The organism is Peptoniphilus grossensis (assembly GCF_001940285.1).
Taxonomy (GTDB): Bacteria; Bacillota; Clostridia; order Tissierellales; family Peptoniphilaceae; genus Peptoniphilus_A; species Peptoniphilus_A faecalis.
In genome coordinates this window covers 1,050,285-1,071,465 of the sequence record NZ_MJIH01000001.1, presented here as the reverse complement: position 1 = coordinate 1,071,465, position 21,181 = coordinate 1,050,285, and the positions used below count along the sequence as shown (strand labels likewise).

At 32.9% G+C, this 21,181-nt stretch carries 21 protein-coding genes and 1 pseudogene; all 22 read left to right on the top strand.

Annotation, left to right across the window (positions count from 1 at the left end; all coding sequences use genetic code 11):
• The first annotated feature begins 6 nt into the window (after window positions 1-6).
• The 22 genes and pseudogenes from BIV18_RS05235 (at window position 7) to BIV18_RS05130 (ending at window position 21,097) form a co-directional block, all read left to right on the top strand.
• Window positions 7-771 carry a TatD family hydrolase gene (locus tag BIV18_RS05235; protein ID WP_075659608.1) on the top strand — a complete coding sequence of 255 codons (765 nt, stop codon included), beginning with the start codon at window positions 7-9 and terminating at the stop codon, window positions 769-771.
• On the top strand, window positions 768-1,319 hold the full coding sequence (rnmV, locus tag BIV18_RS05230; protein ID WP_075659607.1) for a ribonuclease M5: 552 nt from the start codon (window positions 768-770) through the stop codon (window positions 1,317-1,319). The genes BIV18_RS05235 and rnmV overlap by 4 nt, the downstream gene beginning before the upstream one ends.
• Entirely contained in the window at window positions 1,306-2,163 is an 858-nt protein-coding gene (rsmA, locus tag BIV18_RS05225; protein WP_416351110.1) for a 16S rRNA (adenine(1518)-N(6)/adenine(1519)-N(6))-dimethyltransferase RsmA, read from the top strand. The genes rnmV and rsmA overlap by 14 nt, the downstream gene beginning before the upstream one ends.
• A gap of 6 nt (window positions 2,164-2,169) precedes the next feature.
• Window positions 2,170-2,520 carry an ArsR/SmtB family transcription factor gene (locus tag BIV18_RS05220; protein ID WP_075659605.1) on the top strand — a complete coding sequence of 117 codons (351 nt, stop codon included), beginning with the start codon at window positions 2,170-2,172 and terminating at the stop codon, window positions 2,518-2,520.
• Window positions 2,521-2,605: 85 nt separating this feature from the next.
• Window positions 2,606-2,833 carry a glutaredoxin family protein gene (locus BIV18_RS05215; RefSeq protein ID WP_075659604.1) on the top strand — a complete coding sequence of 76 codons (228 nt, stop codon included), beginning with the start codon at window positions 2,606-2,608 and terminating at the stop codon, window positions 2,831-2,833.
• A gap of 54 nt (window positions 2,834-2,887) precedes the next feature.
• The gene (locus BIV18_RS05210; RefSeq protein WP_075659603.1) at window positions 2,888-3,454 is read left to right on the top strand and encodes a manganese efflux pump MntP; all 567 of its coding nucleotides are present in this window, start codon (window positions 2,888-2,890) and stop codon (window positions 3,452-3,454) included.
• Window positions 3,455-3,622: 168 nt separating this feature from the next.
• On the top strand, window positions 3,623-4,480 hold the full coding sequence (locus BIV18_RS05205) for a MurR/RpiR family transcriptional regulator (RefSeq protein WP_075659602.1): 858 nt from the start codon (window positions 3,623-3,625) through the stop codon (window positions 4,478-4,480).
• A 61-nt stretch (window positions 4,481-4,541) separates the two neighbouring features.
• The gene (locus BIV18_RS05200; RefSeq protein ID WP_075659601.1) at window positions 4,542-5,714 is read left to right on the top strand and encodes a M20 metallopeptidase family protein; all 1,173 of its coding nucleotides are present in this window, start codon (window positions 4,542-4,544) and stop codon (window positions 5,712-5,714) included.
• Window positions 5,715-5,729: 15 nt separating this feature from the next.
• Window positions 5,730-6,824 (top strand): mandelate racemase/muconate lactonizing enzyme family protein, encoded by a 1,095-nt coding sequence (locus BIV18_RS05195; protein ID WP_075659600.1) that lies wholly within the window; start codon window positions 5,730-5,732, stop codon window positions 6,822-6,824.
• Window positions 6,825-6,883: 59 nt separating this feature from the next.
• Complete coding sequence (locus tag BIV18_RS05190; protein ID WP_075659599.1) at window positions 6,884-8,200, top strand: GntT/GntP/DsdX family permease; 1,317 nt, start codon at window positions 6,884-6,886, stop codon at window positions 8,198-8,200.
• A gap of 15 nt (window positions 8,201-8,215) precedes the next feature.
• Window positions 8,216-9,058, top strand: a complete 843-nt coding sequence (locus BIV18_RS05185) for a serine hydrolase (RefSeq protein WP_075659598.1) — start codon at window positions 8,216-8,218, stop codon at window positions 9,056-9,058.
• Window positions 9,059-9,344: 286 nt separating this feature from the next.
• A pseudogene (locus tag BIV18_RS11540) lies at window positions 9,345-10,429 on the top strand (IS30 family transposase).
• A gap of 409 nt (window positions 10,430-10,838) precedes the next feature.
• Window positions 10,839-11,147: an OadG family protein gene (locus tag BIV18_RS05175; RefSeq protein WP_075659597.1), complete on the top strand. Its 309-nt coding sequence runs from the start codon at window positions 10,839-10,841 to the stop codon at window positions 11,145-11,147.
• A 51-nt stretch (window positions 11,148-11,198) separates the two neighbouring features.
• Window positions 11,199-11,624, top strand: a complete 426-nt coding sequence (locus BIV18_RS05170; protein ID WP_075659596.1) for a biotin/lipoyl-containing protein — start codon at window positions 11,199-11,201, stop codon at window positions 11,622-11,624.
• A gap of 14 nt (window positions 11,625-11,638) precedes the next feature.
• Window positions 11,639-12,775, top strand: coding sequence for a sodium ion-translocating decarboxylase subunit beta (locus tag BIV18_RS05165; protein WP_075659595.1), 1,137 nt, complete (start codon window positions 11,639-11,641; stop codon window positions 12,773-12,775).
• Window positions 12,776-12,848: 73 nt separating this feature from the next.
• Window positions 12,849-13,820, top strand: coding sequence for a glutaconate CoA-transferase subunit A (gene gctA, locus BIV18_RS05160; RefSeq protein ID WP_075659594.1), 972 nt, complete (start codon window positions 12,849-12,851; stop codon window positions 13,818-13,820).
• Window positions 13,820-14,614 carry a glutaconate CoA-transferase subunit B gene (gctB, locus tag BIV18_RS05155; protein WP_075659593.1) on the top strand — a complete coding sequence of 265 codons (795 nt, stop codon included), beginning with the start codon at window positions 13,820-13,822 and terminating at the stop codon, window positions 14,612-14,614. Before gctA ends, gctB begins: the two co-directional genes overlap by 1 nt.
• Before the next feature lie 12 nt (window positions 14,615-14,626).
• Window positions 14,627-16,396 (top strand): acyl-CoA carboxylase subunit beta, encoded by a 1,770-nt coding sequence (locus BIV18_RS05150; protein ID WP_075659592.1) that lies wholly within the window; start codon window positions 14,627-14,629, stop codon window positions 16,394-16,396.
• 237 nt (window positions 16,397-16,633) lie between these two features.
• On the top strand, window positions 16,634-17,452 hold the full coding sequence (locus BIV18_RS05145) for an acyl-CoA dehydratase activase (RefSeq protein WP_075659591.1): 819 nt from the start codon (window positions 16,634-16,636) through the stop codon (window positions 17,450-17,452).
• Between the two features lie 20 nt (window positions 17,453-17,472).
• Window positions 17,473-18,795 carry a 2-hydroxyacyl-CoA dehydratase subunit D gene (locus tag BIV18_RS05140; protein ID WP_075659590.1) on the top strand — a complete coding sequence of 441 codons (1,323 nt, stop codon included), beginning with the start codon at window positions 17,473-17,475 and terminating at the stop codon, window positions 18,793-18,795.
• Window positions 18,796-18,807: 12 nt separating this feature from the next.
• Complete coding sequence (locus BIV18_RS05135) at window positions 18,808-19,956, top strand: 2-hydroxyacyl-CoA dehydratase subunit D (RefSeq protein WP_075659589.1); 1,149 nt, start codon at window positions 18,808-18,810, stop codon at window positions 19,954-19,956.
• A gap of 142 nt (window positions 19,957-20,098) precedes the next feature.
• On the top strand, window positions 20,099-21,097 hold the full coding sequence (locus tag BIV18_RS05130) for an ornithine cyclodeaminase family protein (RefSeq protein WP_075659588.1): 999 nt from the start codon (window positions 20,099-20,101) through the stop codon (window positions 21,095-21,097).
• Window positions 21,098-21,181 lie beyond the last annotated feature (84 nt).

Below are 21,181 nucleotides of genomic sequence, written 5' to 3'. Positions count from 1 at the left end.
GAAAATATGATAGATTCACATGTACATTTAGATGACGAGGCCTTTAATGAAGATCGTGATGATTTAATCAAGGGTTTAAGTGAAAATGGAATAGAACTTGTAATAAATAATTCTTCAGACTTGCCATCTTCAGAAAGGTCAGTAGAACTTGCTAACAAGTATGAAAATATTTACGCAGCCATTGGAGTGCATCCTCACGACGCAAAAACCTATGACGATGATGTAGAAAAAAGACTTATTGAGCTTTCAAAGGATAAAAAGGTTGTTGCAATTGGAGAAATTGGTCTAGATTATTATTACGATAATTCTCCAAGAAATGTGCAGAGAGAAGTTTTTAAAAGACAAATTGAGCTTGCAGTAAAGTTAAAGAAAAACATTGTAATTCACTCTCGTGATGCAGCTAAAGATACCTTTGATATTTTAAAAGAAGCTCATGAAAAATACGATTTTAAAGCATTGATTCACTGTTTTTCTCAATCTGTGGACATGATGAGAGAGTATATAAAAATGGGCGACTACATCGCCCTTGGCGGTGTAGTTACTTTTAAAAATGCAAAAACGCCTAAGAAAGTTGCAAAGGAAGTACCACTTGATAGACTACTTCTCGAGACGGATTGCCCATACATGACGCCAGTTCCCCATAGAGGAAAGAGAAATGAACCCAAGTTTGTGAAATTCGTTTGTCAATATATTGCCGATCTCAGACAAAGGGAAGCGGCTGAAATTGAAAAAATTACAGCAGAAAATACAAAGAGGTTTTTTGGAATATGAAAAGGACAATTAAAGAAGTAATTGTCGCAGAAGGTCGTGATGATGAGATTGCCATCAAAAAGGCTGTGGACGCTGAGATCATTACTACTTGCGGTTTTGCCTTTGGCAAAAAATTAATTAATCTTTTAAAGGATATAGAAAAAAAGAGAGGGATAATCATCTTCACAGACTCAGATTATATGGGTTCTCAAATTAGAAAGAGAATTGCAGATGAAATTCCAAGTGCAAAGCACGCCTACCTTTCTCAAAATGTTTCCACAAAACATGGAGATATTGGAGTTGAAAATGCCTCTCCTGAAGAAATTTTAAAGGCATTAAAGGCGGCACGAGCTACAAAAATTGAGGTAGTCAGCGAATACACTATGAGTGATTTAATCGAAAATCGACTTATAAATTCAGAGGATGCAAGTGCTAGACGTGAAAAGCTTTCTGAAATCCTAAAAATAGGATATGGAAATGGAAAAAAGACTCTACACAAATTAAATTCCTTTGGAATTACAAGGGATGAATTTGAAGAGGCTATGAAGGAAGTGAATTCTCATAGATAGATTATATAAACCAAGCAAACTTTCAGAAATTCTTTCAAAGTATGGATTTAGGTTTACAAAGTCTTTAGGACAAAACTTTTTAATCGATGGAAATATTGTCAGAAAGATTGTTGACGTAGCAGAAATAAGTGAAGAGGACAATGTAGTTGAAATTGGTCCTGGCGTTGGAACTTTAACAGAAGAGCTTGCCCTTCGTGCAAAAAAAGTTGTGGCAGTAGAAATTGACGAAAAGTTAAGAGAGCTTCATAAGGAAACTCTCAATATTGAAAACGTAAAAGTAATCTACGGAGATTTCCTCGACTTAGATCTAAAAAAACTAACAAAAGAGGAGTTTGGAGATGAAGATTTTAAAGTAGTCGCAAACCTACCTTATTACGTTACAACACCTATAATAGAAAAATTAATTTTAGCAAAGGTAAATTTAATTTCCATAACAGTAATGGTACAAAGGGAAGTTGCAAAGAGACTTTCGGCAGAGCCTGGCAGCAAAGACTATGGCTCGTTATCTGTTTTTATAAATTATTACACAGATTGCAAATATAAATTTCAAGTGCCAAGTTCAGTTTTCATGCCAAAGCCAAATGTTGACTCAGCTGTAGTTAACTTGAAGATGATAAATAGAGAAGAAATTGATACAGAATTCTTATTTAAAGTTGTTCGTGCATCCTTTAATACAAGGAGAAAGACTATTTTGAATTCTCTTTCCAATTCAAAATTAAATTACACTAAAGAGGAAATAAAAAGAGCTCTTGAATTAAGTGGTATTGATGAAAGAAGAAGAGCAGAGACTCTTAAACTTGAAGAGTTTATTATTTTAAGTGTAAATTTTAAAAGTGTGGGGTAAATAAAAATGAATGATAAATATATAGATAAAATTCCAAAAGAAGTGGAGCGGGAGATTTCCATTTTTAACGAAGAAGAGGATTTAATAGAAGTAATTTCTCAAATATTCAAAGCTTTATCTGATCCTACGAGGATTAAGATTATTTATGCGCTTATGAATGGGCCATTATGTGTATCTGATATTGCAGTTTTACTTGATATGAGTCAATCTTCAATATCACATCAACTTGCACTTTTAAGAAATCAAAACTTAATAAAAGTGAAGAGAAAGGGTAGAAGAGCATACTATTCCTTAGACGATGAACATGTTCTATGTATTTTTAAAGATGGATTAGATCATGCAAAGCATAAATTATAAAATTAAATCTTTGTAAATAATTTTAAATTATTTGATTCGCTTATACTATTGGAGTATAATAAAAGAACTAATGAGGAGGAATAAAATGAGTAAAGTAACAGTTTATACAAGTAATACTTGTCCTTATTGCACAATGGCAAAGGACTATTTAAAAGAAAGAGAAGTTGAATTTGAAGAAAAGAATGTCCAAACAGATAAAGAAGCTAGAAATGAATTAATGGCAATGGGCTATACTGGAGTGCCAGTAATCTGCGTTGACGATGAACAAATTGTTGGCTTCGATAAAAATAGATTAGACGAATTATTAAAATAATTTTTTAAAATTAGAAGTAGATGCTGAAAAGCATCTATTTTTTTGGGAGTGAAGATGAATTTAGTATCAGTATTTTTAATTGGAGTTGGACTCTCTATGGATGCCTTTGCAGCGGCAATTTGTAAGGGACTCTCCATAAAAAGAAATTTTTTAAAAAAATCCTTTGTGATTTCACTATTTTTTGGTTTTTTTCAAGCACTAATGCCCTATATAGGTTATTTATTGGGTTCAATTTTTGCAGAAAAACTTCAAGCAGTAGATCACTGGATAGCTTTTGTACTTTTGTCAATTATTGGGGTTAATATGATAAGAGAATCAAGAGATAAAACTTGTGAATTTGAAGAAGATAGACTAGATCTTAAAAACTTATTAATGCTTTCTATTGCAACATCAATTGATGCACTTGCAGTGGGAGTGTCCTTTGCTTTTTTAAAAATAAAGATATTTATTGCCGTACTTGCAATAGGCCTTACAACTTTTTTAATTTCATTTTTGGGAGTGAGAATAGGAAGGGTATTTGGAATTGCCTTAAAGGACAAGGCACAGGTAGCAGGAGGATTAATACTAATTCTGCTTGGCTTAAAGATTTTAGTTGAGCATCTAGGCCTACTCGCCTTTTAATTTAATAAAACCATAACTCTCTTAGCTTTTGCTAAGAGTTTTTTATTGGAGTTTTTTTAGATAACGATTTATCACGAGATTAAAAATGAAAAAAATTTTTCAAATATATTGACATTTGAAATAATTTTTAATATACTTATGTAAAGATTTGATAAAGGAGGTTAACTATTGAAGGAAAATGTTTTAGATTTAATTAGAGAAAAATATAATTCTTTTTCAAGATCTAATAAAAAAATTGCTAAATATATTTTAAAAAATTATGATTTGGTTCCTCTAAGAACAATCATGGATTTGAAAGAGGAAATAGGAGTTAGTGAAGCAACAATAAGTCGATTTCCAAAACTACTAGGATATAAATCTTTTAGTGATTTCCAAAAAGATTTTGAACAATATACGAAAAAACGTTCTCTTTCATTCGAAGAAATCAGAAACAATTTAAAAAATGAAGATGGAAATTTTTTATACAATGAAATATCAAATTGTTTAGATGCTTTGAATGCTTTATATAGCAAAGAATTAGAGGAAAATTTAAAAAACACTTCAAATTTATTACACAAATCAAGGAAGATAGTTATATTTGGTTCAAGAACATCTAGGTCACCTGCTTTATTTCTATATTATATGTTAAGCGAATTTTCCAATAGCGTATATTTTTTGGAAAATATAAATGATGATATTTCATTTAAATTAGATCTGTTAGGAGAGAATGATGTTTTTATAGCAATCAGCTATCCAAAATATACAAAGCTTACGTTTAATATAATTAAACATTTAAAAAAACAGAATGTAAAAATTATATCTATTACGGATGCAAAAATTTCGCCTATTGCTAAATATTCAGATATTGTGTTGGAAGCAAAAAACAGCTCTAAAACTTTTACTGTAGTTTCAACAATAGTTGTTATAAATGCCCTAGTATTATACTATGCGAACTTAGATAAAGAAAAAAGCTTATGTTATTACAGTCGCCACAATGAAGCATCTGATGATTTGGGATTATATTTGGAAGATTTTGAGGACAATTAACCTATACATTTTATAATCTAAAGTAAATTATTTTGAATATAAGGTTGTGATTTTTAAGAAAATGAATATAGAAAAAATATCGAAAGAAGAAGTAAGAAAAATTAATAATAAGTTAATCGAAATTCGCAGGGATTTTCACATGAATCCAGATTTGTCTTATGAGGAAAAAAGAACATCAAAAAAGATAATGGAATATTTAGATAAATTGGACATAAAATATGAAACCAATTTTTATAGCAATGCAATTATTGCTACTATAGGCAATAAAAAAACAAATAAAAAAATAGGATTTAGGGCAGATATGGATGCACTACCTCTTGTAGAAAAAAATGATTATGACTACAAATCTAAAAATGAAGGTGTAATGCATGCTTGCGGACACGACGCACACATGACAATATTGTTAGGATTAGCAAAAACTTTAAAGAATCATGAAGAAAACCTTAACGGAGAAGTTAAGTTAATATTTCAACCAGCAGAGGAAGCTTCTCCTACAGGTGGAGCACAAGGTATTTTAGAGTCAGAAAAAATAGGAAATTTAGACTATATTTTTGGTTTACATATGTGGCCTTTTATCAAAGGCGGAACTTTTGGAATACTGAGCGGACCAATAATGGCTTCATCAGATCATTTTTATATAAACATAAGGGGGGAAAGTTCTCATGCGGCAAAACCTCATCTTGGAATAGACTCTATTCTAATAGGATCTCAAATATTACAAGAAATTCAATCTATAGTTAGTCGAAATATTGATGTTTTAAGTCCAGCGGTTATTACTGTAGGTAAAATCACAGGTGGAACTAGATACAATATACTAGCTAACTTTTGCCAATTAGAAGGAACGGTTCGAACTTTTAATGAAGATGTTCGAGACTATATTGAAGAAAAATTAGGTTTAATTTTAAAATCGAAAGAAATTGAACATGGATGCAAATGTGAATTAATATACAAGAGGGGATATCCCGTTGTTGTAAATGACAAGAAGGCAACTGATTTTATTAAGAGTGTTGCCATTAGTTCTTTCGAAGAAGAAGTTGTTGATGATAGTTGCGAAATTTCAACAATAGCAGAAGATTTTAGTTATTATCTAAAGAGGTACAAAGGCTCATTTATATGGTTTGGTGTTGATGGAAATCATGAACCACTACATTCAGATACTTTTGATATTGATGAAGAAAACATTTGGATGGGTTCATACCTATTTGCGAAAGTGGCAGAAAAATATTTGAAATAAAAGGAGAGGTATAATTTGAAGAGCATTATCAAAGACTTTCAAGTTAAAGTTGTAGAACTTGAATTAAAAAAGAGTTGGAAAATATCATTGTATGAACAAAAGACAAGACCGCATTGTATTGTAAAAATAATTACAGAAGATGGTCTTGTAGGATACGGAGAGGCAGCTCCATCCCCAGCATTTATGGGTGAAACTGGATATACAATGGAATTAGCAATAAATAAATATTTGGGACCATCTATAATTGGTGAAAACATTTTTAACATTGACAATATCCACGATAAATTAGACACAGCAATATATGGTAACTATGCTGCTAAATCAGCAATAGATATCGCTCTTTACGACCTAATGGGAAAAACTTTAAATGTTCCAGTTTATAAATTACTTGGAGGTAAATACAGAGATAAAATAGAACTTAGTTGGGTTGTTGGAATGCAAGACTTAAAAGGCTCTATAGAAGAAGCAAAAGAAAGATTAGCTGAAGGATACAAAGTAATTAAAATTAAAGTAGGTATTTCTCCAGAAAGAGACATAGAGTTATTATCTAAAGTTAGAGAAGAATTGGGATATGGATTCCCAATTAGATTGGATGCTAACCAAGGTTATGACTATAGAACAGCCTTAACAACATTTAAAAAACTAGAAGAGTTTCATTTGGAAAGTATTGAACAACCAGTTAAAAGGAATGACATTAAAGGACTCAGAATGCTAAGAGAAAGATTAGACACACCTATAATGGCAGATGAAGCTATATCAAATTTCCATGAAGTTGTAAATGTTGTAAACAATGATGCATGTGATATTGCAAATATTAAAGTTGGTAAAGTTGGAGGACTATCACAAGCTAAAAAAATAGCAAACTATTTAGAAGCAAATGGTCTACATGCTACAGCAGGAAGTAATCTTGAAGTTGGATTGGGAGCAGCAGCTAGCCTACACTTTGTTGCAAGCTCTAAATATGTTGATATTCCAAACGATCTTTATTTAGGTAACATACTTCATAAGAACGATATAATAAAGAATAAGTTTGAGTTAGTAAATGGATGTTTAACTGTTCCTGAAGGACCAGGGCTAGGAGTAGAAATAAACGACGACATTTTTGATTAAAAATTAATATCGATATTAAATTTTAATAAATATTTTATTATTGATTTGGAGGAGAATTTATGGAAACGAAAGAACTATTATTTAACTTACCACCTATAGTTGGGCTTCTACCTTTACTATTGTATGTTTTCTTATCATTTAAGAAAAATTCAAATGCGGTTGTAAATGTTGGAATTTGTGTTATTTTAGGCGCTATTTTAGTAAAGCAACCTCTTTTGGAGTTAGGTGATGTTATTAAGGAAGCAATGGGCTCTTTTTTAGCATTAGTTGGTTTAATAATCATGCTAGGTTCAGGACTTGGTTCTGTTTTGCAAACAACAGGAATTGCAGAAAATATTGTACACTTTTTAATGGATAAAATTGGAATTAATACTGAACGAAAAGCAATCTTAGCAACTATGTTAACATCAGTAATTCTAGTTACTTTATTGGGTACTCTAGCAGGTGCGAATGCTGTAATTGCACCAATAGTTATCTCATTAGTTGCTGCGGTAGGTATTACACCTAGTACGCTAGCTGTTATTTTCCAAGGTGCTGGACAAGCAGGTCTTTTCTTAAGTCCATTTAGTCCACCTATGGTTACATTAAAAGAAATAACAGGTCTAACATATGGGCAAGTTTTAATGTATGCAGGTATTCCTGTAGCGTTATCTATGTGGATTGTTACATATTTTGTAGCAAAACATGTTCAAAAGTCAACTAAAGGTATTTCAAAATTTGATCTTAAAGAATTCACAGATAACAAAGAATACAAACCTACAAAGCAAACAAATAGAGCAACAATTGTATTTCTAGTATCTCTTTTTACTCTACTAGTATTTGGTGTAGTTAAAGGAAGAGGAGCATCTTACGCTATTTTCATAATGATAACTGTGGCAATGCTTACAGGATTAAGTTTCGGGCTAAAAGCGAAAGATATAGCAGAAGATTTCTTTAAAGGTATGCAAAAAATGGTTTGGATGTTCTGTATGTTTATATTATTTGAACCTTTCCTAAGATTTGTAGAAGCTTCAGGAGCATTTACTGCTTTATTTGAACTATTAGAACCATTAGTAATTTCAAGTGGACAAGTAATCACATCTGTTGTTATAGCACTAATAGGAGTTTTTGGAATAAATGGTGCAGCAGTAGCTCAAGCTGTTTTGATGGATAATTTATTTGGCGAAATGATAAGAGGCATGGGAATGCACATGGGATTATGGTGTCTATTAGTATTAGTTGGTCACCAAATTACATCTTTTGCTTATCCAGGAGTAGATATGTTGGGCGCAATGGGCTTAGCACAATCTAAAGATATAAAATCAATGCTCAAACTTGGATATTCAATAATATTAGTTACTATGACCTTAGTAGTTATAATGGCAGTTATTCTTTAAAAGGAGTGTGTAAAGATGTTATTAGAAGAGAAAATAAAATCATTAATAAATGAAGTTCAAGGTGAATTTGGAGTTTATTTTGAAGATACTGTAGATGGAACAAAAATATTACTAAATGAAAACATAGTTTTTTCAGCAGCTAGTACAATAAAAATTCCACTAGTAGCTTTAGGTTTAAAACTATCTGAAGAAGGAAAATTTGGTTTAAATGATGAAATTGAAATCAAACCAGAAAATAGAGTTGGAGGGACAGGAGTTTTAAAAACATTAAATAGAAACTATAAACCAACTGTATCAGACTTAATGACCTTAGCTATAACAGTTAGTGATAATGTTGCAACTAATCAACTTGTAGATTTAGTTGGTGGCTTTGATAATATAAACGAATTTAGCAAAAGTCTAGGTTTAAATGACACAAAATTTCAAAGAAAAATGCTAGACTTAAAGTCTCTACAAGAAGGTAAAGATAATTTTACAACAGCTAAAGATCTAGGAACTATTCTTTCTCTAGTAGCTAAAGATGAATGTGTTTCTAAAGAGTCATCTGAATTACTGCTAAAGATGATGAAGATGCAACAATTTAGACAAAAATTACCTAATCTAATACCAGCTATTACTTCTTATGATGCAAAAGCTACAGCAGACTTGCCAGATGAAGGAAAAGTATTAGTAGCGAATAAGACAGGAGATCTTTGGAAAGTGCAACATGATGTAGGTATTTTTATCCTTCCTAAAGGAGAAAGATATGTAATATCTGTGTTTAGCCAAAAATTAGCTGAAGATTATGAAGGTATAGAAACAATATCAAAGATTTCTAAGGCAGCGTACGAATATATGATAGACAAATATAATTATTAATAACACACTCAAAAAAATGGTAAAAAAAGTGCTGACGAGAAATTATCAGCACTTTTTTGATATGAAGAATTGCAAAAAATATTTACTAAATAATCAGAATCAACTCTCTTTAAATTTATAACTAGAAACGTCTTTTATTTATATTTTTTACTTGTTTTCATAAAAATAAAGAAAAAAGACTTGGAAGATTGTAGAATGAAGTTAGCCAAATAAAACTAAAAAAGTCATGTAAACTTTGTGATATATTAGTAATGACCAAAAAACCAAATTCACAAAGGAGATTTACATGACTCATCTAAATAATAACACAAAGAGAAACATTAAAGGAAGCCATCTTTCAGAAAAAGAAATGATTTTAATAGAAGCATATAAAGGCGAAGGATATAGCAATAGGCAAATTGCAAAAAAATTAGGTAGATGCCATCAGACGATAAATAATGCAGTAAAAAAAGCTAGCGTTATTCAAAAGAGACAAGTAGTTCAAAAAAATGAAGTTTATGTTTATGAAGATATAAAATACTTTGCTGATCTAAATCACAGAATATATCTTGAAAATAGAAAAAATTGTGGTAGAAAACCTAAATTTTTAGCTTGTGAAAAATTTTTAAATTGGGCAGATAAAAAGATTCTTGAAGAGAAGTGGTCTGTTGATGCCTGTGTAGGTTCTGCAAAGAGAAATAAGCTCTTTAACGAAAATGAAATCCCATCAGTAAAAAGTATGTATAACTGGATAGATAGGGGTTTGATGAAAACAAAGAATATAGATCTAGAACTTAAACTAAAAAGAAAAACTAGCAAAAACAACAAAAAAATAGAAAAAACAAGATGATGTTAGGAGAATCAATAGAGACTAGACCCAAAGAAATAGAAACCAGAGAAAAATTTGGAGACTGGGAAATAGATACAGTAATAGGAAGCAAGAAAAAAACAGATCCAGTAATACTAACATTGACAGAGAGAAAAACAAGATACGAATTGATAATAAAGATAAACTCAAAAACAAATAAAGCAGTAGAAGAGGGACTTAGTTTTCTAAAAGATAAAAATCCATTAAAAGAGTAAGTTTTTAAAACAATAACATCAGACAATGGACTTGAATTCTCTAGCCTAACAAAAATATGTGAATATGTAAAAATATACTACTGTCATCCCTACAGTTCCTATGAAAGAGGAACAAGTGAAAATCAATACAAGTTAATAAGAAGATTCATAAAAAAAGGCGAAGAAATAAACAAGTACATAGATAGACAAATAGAAAGAATAATGACTTGGATGAATAATTATCCAAGAAAGATTTTAGGATATATGACTGCTGAAGAAGCATTTATGAAAGAATTAAACTTAATAGAAAAAGCATCCCTAGCTAGCTAGGGATGTTATATCACTTGGTTTACTTTAGACTTAGAAAGTGGCTAACTTATTGTTGCAATTTAGAAGAAAAAAGACTTTTTTATAGAAACATATAAAAATTAAAGTTTCATTTAGTCAAAGATTTTCCTTTAAAAATTAATTTTTATAAAAAAAAGGATTATAATTATAACTTTTTTTAACAAATGTAATTATAATTAAAAAATAGTTGGAATTTATTTATTATAAAGAATAAATAAGCAGGCTTTCCTTTATTTTACTCACTTTTTCATGTATAATTAACCTTAGAAAAGATTTAGATTAATTAATCATACATAGATATTTTAATTGAATTAATCTTAGGTCTTTGTTATAATAATCTTAAAAGCTGGAATGGATTCCGCAATATGAAACCACATTGGGAGGTGTTTTAATGTTAGGAGATGTTACTCTTACCCTTGGAGAAGCTTTTGGTGTAGCATTGACAGGACTTACAGTAGTATTCTTGGCCCTCATATCTTTATTAATAGCAATAAAAATAATTAGTAAAGTAGTTAACAGTATAGAAGGTAAAAAAGAGTCAAGTCCAAGTGTAGCGCCTGCAAAGGCAGCACCACAAAAGAAAGTAGTTGATAATTCAATGGATCCTGCACTATTAGCAGCAATCATTGGAGCTATTAATATGGAAGAAAGATCAAGAGTTGAAAGTTTTAGAATTGTTTCTATAAACGAAAAAAAATAAACGAAAAAATAAATTAAAAATTATTCTATTATTTATGAAAAGGAGAAATTAATGAAGTATCAAGTTAAAGTAGATGGAAAAGTTTTTGAAGTAGAAGTTGAAAAAGTTGGTGGAGGTTACCAAACACTTACACCGGGCTCACTTACAGCAGCACCAGCACCTCAAGCAGCACCTATAGCAGCCCAAGCTCCAGTAGCTCCAGCTGCACCAACACCTCAAGCAGCACCAGCACCAGCGCCTCAAGCAGCACCTGTAGCATCAGGCGGAAGTGGAGATGTAATTTCACCTATGCCAGGAACTATTCTTAAAATAAATGTTAAGGATGGAGACACTGTAGGAGAAGGAGATGTAATTCTTATTCTTGAAGCTATGAAGATGGAAAATGAAATCGTAGCTCCATGTGCTGGAAAGGTAACACTTAATGTAAAAGCGGGAGAAACAGTAGATACTGACGCATTACTAGCAAGTGTTCAATAATAGGAGGTCGAAACATGTTATTAGAAACATTACAAGGGATTCTTAGTGAATCGGGGTTTGCAGGATTACAGTGGCAAAATGTAGTAATGTTTATCGTATCTTTTATTCTTCTTTATCTGGCAATAAAAAAAGAATTTGAACCACTACTATTACTTCCAATTGCCTTTGGTATGCTTTTAAGGAATTTACCATTAGCAGGTTTAATGGACGTTGGGGATCCATGGCAAAGCTCTGGGGTTTTAGCTATCATGTATAATGGAGTTAAGTCAAACTTATTCCCATGTCTAATTTTTATGGGCGTAGGAGCAATGACTGACTTTGGTCCACTTATCGCTAATCCAATTTCATTACTTTTGGGTTCAGCAGCACAGTTTGGCATTTATGTTGCATTTATTGTTGCTGTAAAACTTGGATTTACTGGACCAGAAGCAGCGTCAATTGGAATTATCGGTGGAGCAGATGGACCTACAGCTATATTTACAACATCACAACTTGCACCACATCTATTGGCACCAATTGCAGTAGCAGCCTATTCATATATGGCACTTATTCCAATGATTCAACCGCCAATTATGAAGGCACTTACTACTGAAAAAGAAAGAAAAACTGTTATGACATCATTAAGAAAGGTATCTAAACTAGAAAAGATAATTTTCCCAGTTGTAGTAGTACTTTTCACATCACTACTTCTTCCAGATGTAGCACCACTTCTTGGTATGCTTATGCTTGGAAATTTATTTAAAGAATCAGGAGTAGTTAATAGATTATCTGACACTGTACAAAATGCGTTAATGAACATTGTTACTATAATGCTTGGCACAACAGTAGGAGCGACTGCAGATGGAACAACTTTCCTACAACCTGCAACTATTAAAATTATCGCTCTAGGACTTATGGCATTCTGCTTTGCAACAGCAGGCGGTGTTATTTTTGGAAAAATTTTATACATTGTAACAGGTGGTAAAATAAATCCGCTCATTGGCTCAGCTGGGGTATCAGCAGTTCCAATGGCAGCACGTGTATCACAAGTTGAAGGTAGAAAATATAATCCTACTAACTTCTTATTAATGCACGCAATGGGACCTAATGTTGCGGGAGTTATTGGCTCAGCCGTAGCGGCAGGTGTATTCTTAATATTATTTAGTCACTAATTAATTTATTCAGCTCCACCGTGGGCTGAATATTTATGCAATCAAGTTATATTTAACAAAAGGAGGTTTTAACTTGAGTAAAGTAATGAAACTTAAAGACGCCATAGCAAAATATGTAGAAGATGGCGATGTAATTTCACTAGGGGGATTTACAACTAATAGGAAACCTTACGCAGCAGTAAACGAAATTTTGCGTCAAGGTCAAAAGGATTTTATCGTTGAAGCAGGACCTGCAGGAGGAGACTGGGACACATTAATTGGAGCGGGCAGAGTAAAGGCATACATAAATTGCTATACTGCTAACTCAGGATACACAAATGTTTCAAGAAGATTTAGAGCAGCAGTTGAAAAGGGAGAACTTCTTATGGAAGACTACTCTCAAGACGTTGAAATGCAAAGAATTCACGCAGCTGCACTTGGCCTTCCATACTTACCATGTAGATTAATGATGGGTTCAAGTTTAGTTGATGAATGGGGAATATCCAAAGAAGAAAGACAAAAAATCGACAAACTTCCAAACGACAAGTATATATATGTAGAAAATCCATTCAAAAAAGGCGAAAAACTTGTTGCAGCACCAGTTCCCGAAATTGACACTGCAATAATTCACGTACAAATGGCTTCTCCAGATGGAACTACAAGAATTCTTGGAAACACATTCCACGATGTTGACATTGCAATTGCAGCTAAAAAAGTTATTGTAACTTGTGAAGAGCTTGTTTCTGACGAATACATTAAAAACTTTGATGCAGCTGACAATAAAATTCCAGGATTTTGTGTTGATGCAGTAGTTCACGTACCTTTTGGAGCTCACCCTTCACAATGTTATGAATATTATGATTACGATGCTGATTTCTACAAGATGTACAATGTTAAATCAAAGACAGAAGAAGATTTCAACGCATTCTTGGACGAATGGGTTTACGGTGTTGAAGATCATGATGAATACCTTGACAAACTTGGAGCTACAAGAATAATTGGTCTTAGAAATGTTCCAGGATTTGGTTACGCAACAGACGTACTAAAGAAGGGAGAAGATAAATAATGGCTAGATATGATAATTATACAAATAAGGAAATGCAAGCAGTAACAATTGCTAGACAAATCAAAAATGGTCAAATAGCAATTGTTGGAACAGGATTACCTCTAATTGGAGCTTCTCTTGCAAAAGCAGTTTATGCTCCTGACTGTTACCTAATCGTAGAATCAGGACTTATGGATTGTGATCCAATTGAAGTTCCAAGATCCGTTGGTGATAATAGGTTTATGGCACATTGTGCAGTTCACTGGACAAATGCAACTTATGTTGGCTTCCAAGCTAATGAGTGGAGACATGACAAGAAGAGAATGATAGCATTTATTGGTGGAGCTCAAATTGATCCCTTTGGAAATGTTAACTCAACAGTAATTGGCGATTACCACCACCCTAAGACTAGATTTACTGGTTCAGGTGGCGCTAATGGTATTGCAACTTATGTAAATACTATTATCATGATGCAACATGAAAAGAGAAGATTTATTGAAAAAGTTGATTATGTTACTTCTCCTGGTTGGATAGATGGTCCTGGTGGAAGAACTAGAGTTGGAATTCCTGAAAATGTTGGTCCACAAATGGTTGTAACTGATAAGGGTATATTAAAATTTGACGAAGATACTAAGAGAATGTATCTTGCTGGATATTATCCTTCTTCTTCACCAGAAGATGTTCTTGAAAACACAGGATTCGATATCGATGTATCTCGTGCAGTTGAACTTGAAGCACCAGATGAAAATGTAATTAAATTAATAAGAGAAGAAATAGATCCAGGCGAAGCTTTCATTAAGAGACCTGTAGAATAATAAGGAGGATTTATGACTCAATATTCACTTGCTTCATATTTTCAAAATATGAAGACAATTGGAAAGCCATTAAGAGCAGTTGATGAAGACAATTTTAATCAATTAAGAGAAATTGAAGAAGAAATTAGAGAGTTTGCAGAAAAAGCTCTTGCTGCTGGAAAACCAGATGAAAAAGTAAATGAACGTGGAGAAATGACAGCACTACAAAGAATTGCTGGACTTATCGATGAAGGCACATGGTGTCCACTTAACACGATTTACAACCCTGGTGATAACGACCACGGTACAACTGGCGTTGTTAAAGGGCTTGCAAAAGTTGACGACAGATGGGTATATATTGTTGCCAGCGACAATAAAAAACTTGCGGGTGCATGGATTGCTGGACAAGCTGATGACCTTTTAAGAGCATCAGATACAGCTGAAAGGCTTAGAATTCCACTAGTTTATATACTAAACTGTTCAGGCGTAAAACTTGATGAACAAGAAAAAGTTTATCCAAACAGACGTGGAGGCGGTACTCCATTTTATAGAAATTCAAGACTAAACCAATGTGGAGTTCCTGTAATAGTTGGAATTTATGGAACTAACCCTGCTGGTGGTGGATATCACTCAATTTCACCTACAATTATAATTGCACATAAAGATGCAAACATGGCTGTTGGTGGAGCTGGAATCCTTAGCGGCATGAATCCTAAGGGATATATAGACGAAGAGGGAGCAAATCAAATTGCAGATCAAACTGCAAATGCTAAAAAAACTACTCCTCCAGGATCAGTTAGCGTTCATTTTGCACAGACTGGTTTTATGAGAGAAGTATATGTTGAAGAAGAAGGAGTACTTGAAGGAATTAGAAAATATCTTTCAATGCTTCCAAAATATCAAAGAGAATTCTTTAGAGTAGACGATCCAAAGAATCCGCTATACGATCCTAATGATATGTATTCACTAATTCCTATTAATGGCAAAAAAGCTTATGATATATATGATGTAATCGCTAGACTTTTTGACGGTTCTGAATTTATGGAATACAAAAAGGGCTATGGCAGAGAAATGGTAACTGGACTTGCAAAAGTTAATGGGCTTTTAGTTGGTGTTGTTGCCAATGTTCAAGGTTTATTAATGGGCTATCCAGAATACTATAATGATCCAAAACATATTTCTATTGGTGGTAAACTTTATAGACAAGGTCTAATAAAAATGAATGAATTTGTAACACTTTGTGCTAGAGACAGACTTCCTATAATCTGGCTACAAGATACTACTGGTATAGATGTAGGTGATGATGCAGAAAGGGCTGAACTACTAGGACTTGGTCAATCACTTATTTATTCAATACAAAAATCTGATCTTCCACAAATGGAAATTACAATGAGAAAGGGAACTGCAGCTGCTCACTATGTACTTGGTGGACCACAAGGAAATGATACTAATGCATTTTCACTAGGAACTGCCGCAACTGAAATCAATGTAATGAATGGAGAAACTGCCGCTACTGCAATGTACTCTAGAAGACTTGCAAAGGATAAGAAAGCAGGAAAAGATCTTCAACCAACTATTGACAAGATGAATGAATTGATTCAAGATTATGCAGAAAAATCAAGACCTTTCTCTTGTGCTAAATATGGTTTAGTTGATGAAATTGTAAATATGAATCTTTTGAGAAACTATATTATTGCATTTACTGAAAGTGCATACCAAGATCCAGATTCAATTTGTCCAGTTCATCAAATGCTTACTCCAAGAATTATTAGAGATTACGACAGATTAAATAACATTAAATAATACAAAACACGACATTTTATTGGATAATCTGTAAAGGATTATCCAATATTTTTGTATGCGATATATTTGTTTACTATAAGTAAATTTTACTTTTTAAAAGTAATAAATAGTAAAACATAAAAACTCTTAAAACATTGGAAATTCAAGTATCTTGGCTTGTAAATTTTGACAAAGATACATAATTATAGTAGAATTAAATAGAGAAAGATATTTTTGTTAAATTAAAGAGGAGATTGTATGGCAGAAGCTATTTATACAATGGGAGTTGACATTGGCTCAACTGCCTCAAAGAGTATTATTTTAAAAGATGGTAAAGAAATTATTTCAACTTCTGTTATTGATGTAGGAGCTGGAACAAGTGGTCCATCAAGAACAATTAGTGAGACTCTTAAAAAGGCTAACATGAAAAAAGAGGACATTGCCTATGTCATGGCAACTGGTTATGGTAGAGCTTCTCTTGAGGAAGCGGACTTCCAAATGTCTGAACTTTCTTGTCACGCAAAGGGGGCTTACTTCTTATTTCCTAATGTTCGCACAATTATTGATATTGGTGGACAAGATGCCAAGGCTTTAAAAATTGGAGACAATGGCATGCTTGAAAACTTTGTTATGAATGATAAATGTGCCGCAGGTACTGGAAGATTTTTGGATGTAATTGCAAAGGTTCTTGAAGTTGATGTTTCTAAGCTTGAAGAGTTAGATAAATTGTCTACAAAAGATGTAACTATTTCTTCTACTTGCACAGTTTTTGCTGAATCTGAAGTTATTTCGCAACTTGCAAGTGGAACTAAGATTGAAGATATAGTTAAGGGGATTCACGACTCCATTGCTGCAAGAGTTGGTTCTCTTGCAAAAAGAGTTGGATTAAATGACGATGTAGTATTCACAGGTGGTGTTGCTCTTAACGAGGGTATGGTTAGAGCTCTTGAAGAAAACACTGGACATAAGATATTGACTTCACCACTATGTCAGCTAAATGGTGCACTAGGAGCGGCACTATTTGGATATCAAAAATGTAAATTGCAAAAAATAAAAGAAGAAAAGGCTAATGCATAATTTATTTTAGGAGGTAAACTATGGCTGAACAAATTAAAAAGATACCTGGTAAAAAACCAAGACCAATCGAAGGACATATCCCAGCAGCTCAAGCTCTAAGAAATGTTGTTGATAGAGTTTATGGAGCAGCATGGGATGCAAAAAAAAGAGGAGAACTAGTTGGATGGTCATCATCTAAATTCCCTATTGAACTTGCAAAGGCTTTTGGATTACACGCAGTATATCCAGAAAATCATGCAGCTACTACTGCAGCTAAAAAGGACGGTCTAAGACTTTGCCAAGCTGCTGAAGATATGGGATACGATAACGATATTTGTGGTTATGCAAGGATTTCGCTTGCTTATGCAGCTGGAGAACCAACTGATTCAAGAAAGATGCCACAACCAGATTTTGTACTTTGCTGTAACAATATTTGTAACATGATGACTAAATGGTATGAAAATATTGCAAGAATGCATAATATTCCAATGATAATGATCGATATTCCTTTCCAAAATACTGTTGATGTACCTGAAGAAAAAGTTGACTATTTAATGGGACAATTTGAATATGCTATTCACCAACTTGAAAAATTAACTGGAAAGAAATTTGATGAAAAGAAATTTGAAGAAGCATGTCAAATTGCTAATAGAACAGCTGCTGCATGGCTTAAAGCTTGCTCTTATATGGCATATGAACCATCTCCACTTTCTGGATTTGACCTATTCAACCACATGGCAGATATAGTTGCTGCAAGATGTGAAATTGATGCAGCTGAAGGATTTGAACTTCTAGCAGCTGAATACGAGCAATCTGTTAGAGAAGGAACTTCAACTTGGGAATATCCTGAAGAACATAGAATTCTATTTGAAGGGATACCTTGTTGGCCAGGACTTAGACAATTGTTTGAACCACTAAAACAAAATGGAGTTAACGTAACTGCAGTTGTATATGCGCCTGCATTTGGATTCCAATACACTACTGTTAGAGAAATGGCTGCAGCTTATTGTAAAGCACCTTGTTCAGTATGTATCGAAGATGGTGTTGAATGGAGAGAAACAATGGCAAAAGAAAACGGAGTTTCTGGAGCACTTGTCAATTACAACAGATCATGTAAACCATGGTCAGGAGCAATGCCTGAAATCGAAAGAAGATGGAGAGAAGATCTTGACATTCCAGTAGTTCACTTTGACGGAGACCAAGCTGATGAAAGGAACTTCTCACAAGAACAATACAAGACTAGAGTTCAAGGTTTAGTAGAAATTATGAACGAAAGAAAAGCTGATAGAATGGCTAAAGGCGAAGAAGTCTACACTAATTTCGAAAACACTAAAGAAACTGACTGGTCTAAAACTACAATTTAATTGAGGTGCAAGATGACTGATATAAAAGAATTATTAAAAGAATTTAAATATATTGCAGAAAATGGAAGAGAACAAATTGACAAATACCTTGCTGAAGGCAAAAAAGTTGTCGGCGTATTCCCTTACTACGCACCTGAGGAAATTATTTATGCAGGTGGACTTGTACCTTATGGAGTATGGGGAGGACAAGGTCCAATTGACAAAGCTAAAGAATATTTTCCAACATTCTATTATTCATTAGCTCTTAGATGTTTGGAAATGGGACTTGACGGATCTCTTGACGGACTTAGTGCATCAATGGTTACAACTCTTGACGACACTTTAAGACCATTCTCTCAAAACTATAAGGTTTCTGTTGGTAGAAAAATTCCAATGGTATTTTTAAACCACGCACAACATAGAAAAGAAGACTTTGGTAAAACTTACAATGCAAAAATCTTTAAACAAGCTGCAAAAAGATTAGAAGAAATTTGTGATGTTAAAATTACAGACGAAAATCTAAAGAAAGCTTTTGAAGTTTATAATGAAAATAGAGCTTTAAAGAGGGAATTCATCAAATTAGTTGGAGATTATTCAAAGACTATAAAAGCCTCTGACAGATGTAATGTTCTAAAATCTTCTTACCACATGTTAAAAGATGAACACAACAAAATGCTTAAAGAGCTTATAGAAGCCTTAAAGGCAATGCCAAAAGAAGAATGCACAGGACCAAGAGTAGTAACTTCTGGTATTATCGCTGACAACCCAGCACTTCTTGAAGTACTTGACAACTTTAACATTTGTGTAGTAGCAGATGACATTGCAAGTGAATCAAGAGGACTTAAAGTTGATGTAGATACATCAATAGAAGATCCATATATGGCTCTAGCAGATCAATTTGCAAGAATGGACGAAGATCCAATTCTTTACGACCCAGATATATGGAAGAGACCAAAATATGTTGTTGACTTAGCAATTGATAACAATGCTGATGGATGTCTAGTATTTATGATGACATTTAATGATACAGAAGAAATGGAATATCCATCACTTAAAAATGCTTACGAAAAAGCAGGCATTCCTCTAATTAAAATGGGTTATGACCAACAAATGACTGACTTTGGTCAAGCTAAAACTCAACTTGAAACATTTAGCGAAATGGTTGAGCTTAACAGAATGTAATAAAAATTAAAATAAATTTTTGACGTCGAGTAATCGGCGTCTTTTTTATTATTTTTAAACTTTACGTTTCATTTGTTATAATAAAAGATATAGAAAAGACTTTGGAGTACTAAAATAAAAAATATTTGGAGAGAAGGTTGAAATGGAAATTTTAATTTTAAAAGAAAGAGATATTTTAGATGCTGTAAATATAAAAGACATTATTGAGGCAGATAAAGAGGCACTAAAAAATTATAGTGGGGGAAAGTGCGATATCCCTCTTAGGACTGTAATAGACGTTGATAAGAAAAATTCTAGCACGGCAATTTTTATGCCAGGGCTTGTAGAAGATAAGAATGCCCTTGGCATAAAAATAATCGACATATATCCACAAAATATTGAAAAAGGCTTAATTACATCACCATCAACAATGATCTTAATAGATAAAGAAAATGGATTTGTAAAGGCAATTTTAGACGGAACGATTTTGACTAGACTCCGCACTGGAGCAGTCTCAGGTGCTGCTACGGAAATTTTATCAAATAAGGATGCAAATAAATTTTTGCTCATAGGAACTGGAGGACAAGCAGAAAGGCAACTTGAAGCAGTGCTATCAGTTAGAAAAATTAAAAAAGCTTATGTGTACGATTTAAATTTTGAAAGAGCAAAAGAATTTGCAAAAATCATGGAGGAAAAATTAAAAAATTATGGTGCGGAAATTATTGCAATAGAAAATTCTGAAGAAGTAATAGGAGATGTAGATATCATCACAACTGTTACTACTTCAAAAAAACCAGTTTTTGACGGCAAAAAAGTTAAAAAGGGCGTTCATATAAATGGAGTTGGATCTTACACACCTGATATGCAAGAAACCCCAGAAGAATTTTTAATTCGTGCCGATAAAATTTTTACGGACACAAAGGAAGGAGTTTTAAAGGAGTCAGGCGATGTAATAATTCCAATTAAATCGGGAAAATTAAAAAGAGAGAAAGTTTCACATGAACTTGGAAGCTTAATTTTAAGTAGAGAAGTTGGTAGAGAAAGTGAAAAGGAAATAACTTGGTTTAAAACTGTAGGATTTGCAGGGCTTGATTTAGTAGCAGCAGAAAAAATTTATGAACTAGCAGTAGAAAAAAACATTGGTACAAAAATAGAATTGTGATTTTGAATATTAAAAAAGCTGTCACTTATGTGGCAGCTCTTTTTTTAAAACTGCTGCTTAATAGCAACAGCTAAAAATAAATTT

What these genes read in the sequence shown, in the direction of transcription:
- BIV18_RS05235 (WP_075659608.1), top strand. Translation starts at nt 7, where the DNA reads ATGATAGATTCACATGTACATTTAGATGACGAGGCCTTTAATGAAGAT.
- rnmV (WP_075659607.1), top strand. Translation starts at nt 768, where the DNA reads ATGAAAAGGACAATTAAAGAAGTAATTGTCGCAGAAGGTCGTGATGAT.
- BIV18_RS05220 (WP_075659605.1), top strand. Translation starts at nt 2,170, where the DNA reads ATGAATGATAAATATATAGATAAAATTCCAAAAGAAGTGGAGCGGGAG.
- BIV18_RS05215 (WP_075659604.1), top strand. Translation starts at nt 2,606, where the DNA reads ATGAGTAAAGTAACAGTTTATACAAGTAATACTTGTCCTTATTGCACA.
- BIV18_RS05210 (WP_075659603.1), top strand. Translation starts at nt 2,888, where the DNA reads ATGAATTTAGTATCAGTATTTTTAATTGGAGTTGGACTCTCTATGGAT.
- BIV18_RS05200 (WP_075659601.1), top strand. Translation starts at nt 4,542, where the DNA reads ATGAATATAGAAAAAATATCGAAAGAAGAAGTAAGAAAAATTAATAAT.
- BIV18_RS05190 (WP_075659599.1), top strand. Translation starts at nt 6,884, where the DNA reads ATGGAAACGAAAGAACTATTATTTAACTTACCACCTATAGTTGGGCTT.
- BIV18_RS05185 (WP_075659598.1), top strand. Translation starts at nt 8,216, where the DNA reads ATGTTATTAGAAGAGAAAATAAAATCATTAATAAATGAAGTTCAAGGT.
- BIV18_RS05175 (WP_075659597.1), top strand. Translation starts at nt 10,839, where the DNA reads ATGTTAGGAGATGTTACTCTTACCCTTGGAGAAGCTTTTGGTGTAGCA.
- BIV18_RS05170 (WP_075659596.1), top strand. Translation starts at nt 11,199, where the DNA reads ATGAAGTATCAAGTTAAAGTAGATGGAAAAGTTTTTGAAGTAGAAGTT.
- BIV18_RS05165 (WP_075659595.1), top strand. Translation starts at nt 11,639, where the DNA reads ATGTTATTAGAAACATTACAAGGGATTCTTAGTGAATCGGGGTTTGCA.
- gctB (WP_075659593.1), top strand. Translation starts at nt 13,820, where the DNA reads ATGGCTAGATATGATAATTATACAAATAAGGAAATGCAAGCAGTAACA.
- BIV18_RS05150 (WP_075659592.1), top strand. Translation starts at nt 14,627, where the DNA reads ATGACTCAATATTCACTTGCTTCATATTTTCAAAATATGAAGACAATT.
- BIV18_RS05145 (WP_075659591.1), top strand. Translation starts at nt 16,634, where the DNA reads ATGGCAGAAGCTATTTATACAATGGGAGTTGACATTGGCTCAACTGCC.
- BIV18_RS05140 (WP_075659590.1), top strand. Translation starts at nt 17,473, where the DNA reads ATGGCTGAACAAATTAAAAAGATACCTGGTAAAAAACCAAGACCAATC.
- BIV18_RS05135 (WP_075659589.1), top strand. Translation starts at nt 18,808, where the DNA reads ATGACTGATATAAAAGAATTATTAAAAGAATTTAAATATATTGCAGAA.
- BIV18_RS05130 (WP_075659588.1), top strand. Translation starts at nt 20,099, where the DNA reads ATGGAAATTTTAATTTTAAAAGAAAGAGATATTTTAGATGCTGTAAAT.